1 protein-coding gene is annotated in these 9583 nt (G+C 69.9%); it reads right to left on the reverse strand.

Annotated features, from left to right (window positions below):
• Window positions 1–25 precede the first annotated feature (25 nt).
• On the reverse strand, window positions 26–9583 hold a 9558-nt coding region (locus tag ON39_RS29135; RefSeq protein WP_040739170.1), incomplete at its 5' end, for a non-ribosomal peptide synthetase.

The raw sequence follows: 9583 nt of genomic DNA on the forward strand, positions 1-9583 counted from the left end.
GGGCTCGCCACCGGTGGGGTCCCGGTTACTCGGCGATCACGATCTTGATGTCGTCGGTCGCCGCGTCGGTTGCGTCGGTGGGGGTGACGAACCAGTGGGTTACTTCGCCTTCGGTGAGGTCGTCGGCGCGGTCTCCGGTGGGGAGGACGGAGAGGGCGCCTGCGGTGGCGGAGGCGAGGAACTCGAGCATGGCCGCGCGGCCGGAGGGGGCCTCGGTGTACGTGGTCGACTCGTAGTCGATGCCGTACTCCTCGCGGACGTGCTCGGCCTGGGCGAGCGCCTCGGTCTGGGTGACCGTGCGGACGCCGTCTCCGGTCGGCACGACGAAGGCCGGGTGGTCCTCGCCGAGCGGGCGCACGCGGTCGGCGTAGGAGACCGGGTGCGACGGGGCCGCGACCACGTCGGACTGCATCTCGGCGGGGACCAGCCAGCGAATCCCGCTGTCCGGCACCGGATCCAGGCCGATGCCGAAGCCGGCCCCGGCGGTGGCCAGGTCGTCGGCGGTGAGATCACCGGCGAACAACAGTGCCGCACCGGCCTTCTGCACCGCCCACGCCGCGACCACCGCGTCCAGCGAGCGCGGCAGCGCCACCGCGACGACGTCGCCCGGCCCCGCACCGCGGTCGATGAGCACGCGCGCCAACTGCGACGAACGTCGATCCAGCACGTGGTAGGCGATCTCCTCGCCGTCGGCGAGCAGCGCGGGCGCCTCCGGATCCTCCTCGACCACCTCGGCGAGCACCTTGGCGACCGTGTGCGCGCCGACCCGGCCGACCGGCTCCGGCGCGGAAGTCGTTGCCGTGATGCCGGATTCGGCGAGCAGGCGGGCCCGCTCGCCCGCGTCGAGGATGTCGATGTCGCCGACGAGCCCGTCCGGATCGCCGAGCAGCGCCTCCAGCACCCGGATCAACCGCGCGGACATGATCTCCACCTCGTCCGCGCCGAACCGGCTGCCGAGGTACTTCAGCGTCAGCTCGATCGTGGACTCGGCGGTCACCAGCAGCGTCAGCGGGTAGTGGGTGGCGTCGTTGACGCCGACGCCGGTCACCGACATGCCGTCGATGGAGCTGGCGGCCGAGATGGCCTCCTTGTCCATCGGGTACGACTCGAACACCAGCAGCGTGTCGAACAGCGACCCGGTGCCCGCCACCCGCTGGATGTCGGTGAGCCCCACATAGTGGTGCTCGAGCAGGTCGGCCTGGTCGTGCTGTAGCCGCTCGAGCAGCTTGCCGATCGTCTGCCGGTCATCGATGCGCAGCCGCACCGGCAGCGTGTTGATGAACAGGCCGACCATCGACTCGACGCCGGGCAGTTCGGCAGGCCGCCCGGAGACGGTGGCGCCGAACACGACATCGCCTCGGCCGGTGAGCCTGCCGAGCAGGATGCCCCAGGCCGCCTGCACCAGCGTGTTCACCGTGACGCCCAATTCCGCTGCGTGCTTGGTGATCTGGCGCGTGCGATCGGCGTCGAGCTCGGTGATCAGCTTGCCGATCTCGTACTGCTCGGCCGAACGAGGTTGCGGCGCAAGCAGAGTCGGCTCGTTGACCCCGTCGAGCGCGGTCGCCCACGCCCGCAGCGAGGCGTCGCGGTCCCGCCCGGCCAGCCAGCCGAGGAAGTTGCGGTACGAGGCGACCCGCGGCAGCGCGGCCTGATCGCCGCGAACCGCGTAGAGCACCAGCAGATCCCGCATGAGCAGCGGCATCGACCAGCCGTCCAACAGGATGTGATGGGTCGTGATCGCCAGGTGCCATTGGCTCTCATCGGTGCGGAACAGCGTGAACCGCAGCAGCGGCGGCACCGCCATGTCGAAGTGCGTCGCCTGATCGGCCGCGACCTGCCTGCGCAGTTCGGCAGTCCGTTCGTCGGCGGGCAGCCCGGTGAGATCCACCTCGCGCCACGGCGCCTCGATCCGGTCGAGGACGACCTGCACGGCCTGTCCGTCGGAGTCGGTGACGAACGCGGTGCGCAGGTTCGGGTACCGGTCGACGATGCCCTGGGCGGCCGCGCGCAGCCGCTCGACGTCCAGCGTGCCGCCGAGGTCGACCACGGCCTGCATGGTGTACACGTCGACCGTCGCCTGGGTCATCATCGCGTGGAACAGCAGGCCGGACTGCAGCGGCGAGAGCGGCCACACCTCGGCCAGCGCCGGATAGTTCCGTTCCCACAGCTCGATATCGCCCTGTCCGACCCGGACCAGCGACATGTCCGACGGCGTGAAGCCGCCCGCGTCCGGCCGACGCGCGTGCGTGGCGAGCGCGGTGAGCGCGGCGACCCAGTGGTCGGCGAACTCCTGTACCTGCTCTCGCGTGAGCAGCCCCGTCGGGAAGGCGAACGCCGCGCCGAGCTGCGGACCGTCCGCGCCGTCGGTGACGATCGCGTTGATGTCGATCGTCGCGTTGGCGGGCATGTCGAGGTCCATGTCGCCGTCGAGCTGGCCGAGGTCCGACACCGGCACCCAGCCGATCTCGGCCAGCTGCTCGGGGATCTCCCCCGCCGACATCCGGCCCAGATAGTTGAAGCTGATCTGTCCGGCGCCGCCGAGCCGCTGACCGGTCGCCGGGTTCAGGTAGCGCAGCAGGCCGTAGCCGAGGCCCTTGTCCGGCACCGCGAGCAGCTGCTCCTTGACCGACTTCACGATCTCGCCGAGCGCGGCTCCGCCGGCGAAGGCGTCGGTCAGGTCCGCGCCGTCCAGGTCCAGCCGGACCGGGTAGGCCGTGGTGAACCAGCCGACCGTGCGCGAAAGATCCGCGCCGGGAACGACTTCCTCTTCGCGGCCGTGACCCTCGAGCTTGATCAGGGCGGAATTACCTTCGCCGCGCCAGCGCGCGACCGCCATCGCCAACGCGGACAGCAGCCCGTCGTTCACCCCACCGCGGTAGAGGCCGGGGATCGCGGTCAGCACCGCGTCGGTGACCTCGGCGGGCAGCGTGACCTCGACCCGCTCGACGGTCGCGAACGTGTCGACCGACGGGTCGAACGGCCGCGCGCCGAGCAGCGGGTCCGGCGTGGTCGAAATCTTCTGCCAGAACGGCAGTTCCGCGACCCGCTCGGGCGCGGCGGCGGCCTCGACCAGGCTGTGCGCCCAGCGCCGCATCGAGGTTCCGTTGGCGGGCAACGCGACCTGCTGACCGGCGGCCAGCTGCGACCACGCGACCGCGAAGTCCGGAATCAGGATGCGCCAGGACACGCCGTCGACCACGAAGTGGTGCGCGACGATGAGCAGCACATCACGCCGCTCGCCCTCGAAGGCGAACCAAATGAACTGCGCCATAACGGCATTCGCCGGATCCAACCGACCGAGCGCCGCGTCGAACGCCTCGCTGCCGACCCGCTTCAGCTCCGCGTCATCGATGTCGGCGGCCAGCTCCACCCGGTGCACCATGGCGTCCACGTCGACCGCGCCGGTCGGCAGCGCCTCGAACTCCCACCGATCCTCGCTGCGCCGCAAGCGAGTTCGCAGCACATCGTGGTGGTCGAACACCGCCGCGATGGTCCCGACGAGCGTCGCCCGGTCGATGCCGTCCGGCAGCCGCAGCGCCATGGTCTGCGAGAAACGTTCGTAGGACGAGCCGCTCGCGAGGATCTGCGTCATGATCGGCGTCAGCGGGATCTCGCCGACCCCGCCGCCGGGCAGCTCCTCCAGCTTCACCTGCTCCGTGCCCGCGCCGAGCGTGGCGACCTCGGCGAGCGAGGCCACGCTGCGCCGCTCGAACACGTCGCGCGGGGAGAACACCACGCCGCGCGCCTTGGCCCGCGACACCAGCTGGATGGACAGGATGCTGTCGCCGCCGAGCGCGAAGAACGAGTCGTCCAGGCCGATCTGCTCGACCCCGAGCACCTCGGCGAACACCTCGGCGATGACCGCCTCGACCTCGCTGGCGGGCGCGCGGAACTCGCGCGGGGCGAGCACCGGCTCCGGCAGCGCCTTGCGGTCGAGCTTGCCGACCGGGGTCAGCGGGATCTCGTCGAGCACCATGATCGCCGACGGCACCATGTGCGGCGGCAGGCTCCGCGCGGCGTGCTCGTTGAGGCGGGCCGTGTCGATCTCGTGGCCGGGCGCCGCGAGCACGTAGGACACCAGGATGGTGGCGCCCGCCGCGGTCTGCTTGCCCAGCGTGATCGCGAACTCGACGTCCGGATGGGCCGCGAGCACGGTGTCGATCTCGCCGAGCTCGATGCGGAAGCCGCGGATCTTCACCTGGAAGTCCGAGCGGCCGACGTAGTCCAGCTCCCAGCGCACCTCGGGCACCGCGGCGTTGCCCGCGCGCTCGCCAGGCTCGGCGAACCAGCGCACCACGTCACCGGTGCGGTACATCCGCGCGCCCTCGTTGCTCCACGGGTTGGCGACGAATCGCTCCGCGGTGAGGTCGGGCCGGTTGTGGTAGCCGCGCGCCACCGCGCCGCCGGCGAGGTAGAGCTCGCCCGCGACGCCCGGCGGCACCGGGTTCAGCCGCGCGTCGAGCACCAGCGCCGACATGCCGCGCACCGGCAGGCCGATGGTGATGTGGCGTCCCGGGGTCAGCCTGGCGTAGGAGGAGATGATCGTCGTCTCGGTCGGGCCGTAGGCGTTGAAGTACTTCCGGCCCGGGTGCCACTTGGCCAGCAGCTCCGGCGTGGTGACATCGCCACCGACGGAGGCCACCTCGAGCGCCTCCATGCCCGCCGGGTCGACCGTGCCGAGCACCGCCGGGGTGATGATCGTGTGCGTCACCCGCTCGGTACGCAGCAGCTCGGCCAGCTCCGGGCCGCCGATGATGGTGGACGGCACGATCACCAGCGTCGCGCCGGTGTACGCGGCGCACAGCCATTCGAGCACCGACGGGTCGAAGCTCGGCGAGCAGATGTGCAGGAACCGGTGGTGCGCCTCGAGCTGGTACAGGTCGGTCGCGACGCCGACCAGGCCGCCCATGCCCGCGTGGGTCACGGTGACGCCCTTGGGCATACCCGTCGAACCCGACGTGTAGATGACGTACACCGGGTGCCGCATGGCCAGCGACGAGATCCGGTCCGCGTCCGTCACCGAGTCCGCCGGCTTGCTCTCGATCAGCTCACCGAGCGCCGGGTCGTCCAGCCGCAGCCACTCGACGTCGCGCGGCAGGCGATCGACGTACTCGCTCGCGGTGATGCCGATGACCGCGCCGGAGTCGTTGATCATGTGCCGCATGCGGTCTTCGGGGTAGGTCGGGTCGACCGGCACGTGCGCGCCGCCCGCCTTCGCCACCGCCCAGAACGCCGCGACCATCTCGTAGGAGCGCGGGAACGACAGCGCGACAATGCGTTCCGGCCCGACCCCGCGTTCGATCAGCACCCGCGCCAGCCGCGACGAGTACTCGTCGAGCTCGCGGTAGGTGATGGAGCGGCCCTGGTAGCGGATCGCGATCTGCTCCGGGTTCAGCTTCGCGCCGCGCTGCAGCAGGTCCGGCAGCAGGCCGGTGGCCATCACGTCCTCGCCGTGCACGTGCGTGAGCAGCTCGTACTCGTCCGCGTCGAGCAGCGGCAGGTCGCCGACCGGCATGTCGCGTTCGGTGGCGATGCCCTCGAGCAGCCTGGTGAACCGCTGCGCGAAGACCTCGACCGTCTCGTCGTCGAAAAGGTCACGGGCGAAGGAGAACTCGGCGTACATGCCCGCACCGTCGGCAACTGCGCCCGAATTGCCTGAGGCGGGGGCCGCCTCCCGAATGGTCAGCGACAGATCGAACTTCGCGGTGTCGACCTCGAAATCGACCGCGCCCACGTGCAATCCGGGCAGCTCGAAGCTGGTCTCCGGCAGGTTCTCGAACGACAGCGCCACCTGGAACAGCGGGTGCCGCGCGGTCGAGCGCTCCGGGTTGAGCAGCTCGACGAGCCGCTCGAACGGCAGGTCGGCGTGCGCGAACGCCTGCAGGTCCGCGTCCTTCGTCCGGGCGAGCAGCTGGTCGAAGGTGAGGTCGCCCTCGACGTGCGAGCGCAGCACGAGCGTGTTGACGAACATGCCGATCACGTCGTCGAGTTCGGCCTCGCCGCGGCCCGCGATCGGCGTGCCGACGGCGATGTCGTCGGTGCCCGACATGCGCGCCAGGAACAAGGCGAGCGCGGCGTGCACCAGCATGAACATCGTCGCGTTCTGCTCGCGGGCGATCTCGGCGAGCCGTCGGTGCAGCTCGGCGTCGATCGGGAACACCACGCGGCCGCCGGCGAAGGACTGCGTCGTCGGCCTGGTCCGGTCGGCGGGCAGGTTGAGCTCGTCCGGCAGGCCGGCCAGCGCGGTGCGCCAGTACTCGGCCTGCTGGGAGATCAGGCTCGCCGGGTCGGCCTCGGAGCCGAGCACGTCGCGCTGCCAGAGGCTGAAGTCCGCGTACTGCACCGGCAGCGGTGCCCAGCCCGGGGGCACCCCGGCCGAGCGGGCCGCGTAGGCGAGCATCACGTCGCGGGTGAGCGGGCCCATCGACCAGCCGTCCGCGCTGATGTGGTGCACGACGAACACGAGCACGTATTCCCCGTCGGAGACCCGGAACAGTTTGGCCCGCAACGGAATCTCCGCCGTGACGTCGAATCCCGCGGTGATCACGTCGACGATGCGCTGCTGAATGTCTTCGACGGCAACGTTTTCCGGCGTCAGGTCCGGCACCGACTGCTCGGCGGGCAGGATCACCTGCGTCGCGGCGCGACCCTGCTCCGGGTACACCGTGCGCAGCGTCTCGTGCCTGGCGATGACATCCCCGACGGCGTCCTGCAGGGCGGCGACGTCGAGGTCGCCGGTGAGCCGCACGGCGACCGGGATGTTGTTGACCGCCGAGGCGGTGTCGAACTGGTTGAGGAACCACATCCGCTGCTGCGCCAGCGACAACGGAATCTGATCCGGGCGCGGGCCCGCCTCGAGGGCGCGACGGCCACCGGCTCCGGCGTGCTGCTCGACCTTCACCGCCAAACCGGCCACGGTCGAGGCCTCGAACAACGCACGCACCGGCACCCGCGCATCCAACGCCGCACCGATCCGCGCCGCGACCTGCGTCGCCAGCAACGAATTACCACCCAGACCGAAGAAGTCGTCATCGGCACCGACCTGCTCGACCCCGAGCACCTCAGCGAACACCGACGCCACGATCTCCTCGATCGGCGTCGACGGCGCACGGAACACCTGCGCCTCGAACTCCGGCTCCGGCAACGCCTTCCGGTCCAGCTTGCCATTGACGTTGAGCGGCAACGCGTCCAGCACCACGAAGGCCGACGGCACCATGTACGACGGCAAACCGGCGATCAACGCCGACTTCACCTGCGCCACATCGGCAGTGCCGTTCGACGGCACGAGGTACGCGACCAGACGATCACCGGTCTTGGGATCGGACTTGGCGACCACGGCGGTCTGCGCGATCTCCGGCAGCGCCAGCAGCGCGGCCTCGATCTCACCCAGTTCGATCCGGAAACCACGGATCTTCACCTGGAAGTCGGTGCGGCCCCGGTATTCCAGTTCACCGGAGCCATTCCACGCCACCAGGTCACCCGTGCGGTACATCCGCACGCCCGGCTGAAATGGGTTGGCCACGAACCGATCCGCAGTCAGATCCGCTCGGCCGAAGTAGCCCCGCGCCAACTGCGCGCCCGCCAGGTACAGCTCACCGGCCACACCGTCGGGCACCGGCCGCAGCCGCGAATCCAGCACGTAGACCTGGCTGTTCCATTCGGGAAGACCGATGGACACCGAGGTCTCGTCCGCCCTGGACACCCGATGGCTGGTGATCGAGACGGCGGCCTCGGTCGGGCCGTAGAGGTTGAACAGCTCCACCCGCGGGTAGTCGCGGATGAACCGCTGGGCCAGCGCACCGGGGAGCGCCTCGCCGATGGCCAGCACCCGCCACAGCGAGTTCGGGAAATCACCGGCCGTGAGCGCGTCGAGCATCGACGGCACCACGTGCAGCGTGGTCACCCACTCACGCGCCATCAACTCGTTCAAATACGCCGGATCCTGATGACCATCCGGGGCGGCGATCACCAAACGACCACCGCACACCGCCGCCGACCAGAACTCCCACACCGAAAGATCGAAGGTGGCAGCCGTTTTCAGCAGAATCGCATCAGCGGCATCCAGACCGAACTCGGTCACCTTCCACTGCAACTGATTCGCAATAGCCCCATGCGAAACAGCCACACCCTTCGGACGACCCGTCGAACCCGACGTAAAGATCACATACGCCGTATTCTCCGGCCGCAACGGCGAAACCCGATCGGCATCGGTGATCGGAGTCTTGTCCACCTCGGCCAGATCCAGCTCATCGACGCGTACCAAAGGCGCGACATCCGTATCGAATTCAGCCTCGGCGTTGGTCAGCACACACACCGGTGCCGCCGTCTCGAGAATGTAGCTCGTCCGCTCAGCAGCCTGCGCCGGATCCACCGGCACATACGCACCACCGGACTTCGCCACCGCATACATCGCCACGATCAAATCCACCGAACGACGGAACGCCAGCGCCACCCGCGACTCCGGCCCCACACCGACCGAGATCAGATGCCGCGCAAGACGATTCACGCGTGCATCGAGATCGGCGTAGGTGATGGATGCGCCGTCCTCGGTGACCAGCGCGACTTCCTTCGGACCCGCCGCCACCGAGGCGTCGAGCAGGGAAACCAGCGTCGCAGCCGAATCCACCGGGTAGTCGGTCGCGTTGCGACCGGTCACGAGCTGAGCGCGCTCCGCGGCGTCGAGCAGTTCGATGTCGCCGACCGCGGTGCGCGGCGCGGCGACGATCTCACCGATCAGTCGCGCGAACCGATCCACGAAGCCCTGCACCGTGTCCCGATCGAACATATCGGTGGCGTAGGTGAAGAAACCGGTGATGCCCTCGGGCTCGCCCGCCTCGCTGTAGCGGTCGGTCGCGATGAGGTGCAGGTCGAACTGCGAGAGCGCGGTGTCGATATCGAGCCCGGACACCGTGAGGCCCGGCAGCTCCAGCCCGGCCTGCGCCAGGTTCTGGAACGACAGGCCCACCTGGAACAGCGGGTGCCGCGCGGTGGACCGGACCGGGTTGAGCACCTCGACGAGGCGCTCGAACGGCACGTCGGCGTTGGCGAAGGCCTGGATGTCGGTCTCGCGCTGCCTAGCCAGCAGCTCGGTCAACGGCTCACCGGCCTCGACCCTGGTGCGGAACACCAGCGTGTTGACGAACATGCCGATCAGGTCGTCGAGGACGGCCTCGCCGCGTCCCGCCATCGGGGTGCCGATGGCGATGTCGTCGGTGCCCGAGAGCCGGGCCAGCAGGACGGCGAGCGCGGTGTGCACGACCATGAACAGCGTCGCGCCCTCGGCGCGGGCCAGCTCGATGAGGGCCTGATGGGTCTGCGCGTCGATGCGCAGCTCGACCTTGCCGCCGGCGAAGGATTGGACCGCGGGGCGCGGCCGGTCCGACGGCAGATCCAGCTGATCCGGCAGCTCCGCCAGCGCCTGCCGCCAGTAGGCGACCTGCTTGGAGGCCAGCGAATCCGGGTCTTCCTCGCTGCCGAGCAGCTCCCGCTGCCAGATGCTGTAGTCGGCGTACTGCACCTCGAGCGGCGCCCAGTTCGGCGCCTCCCCCGCCGAGCGCGCGGCGTAGGCGATCATCAGGTCGCG

This window comes from Nocardia tenerifensis NBRC 101015 (assembly GCF_000308715.1).
Lineage (GTDB): Bacteria > Actinomycetota > Actinomycetes > Mycobacteriales > Mycobacteriaceae > Nocardia > Nocardia tenerifensis.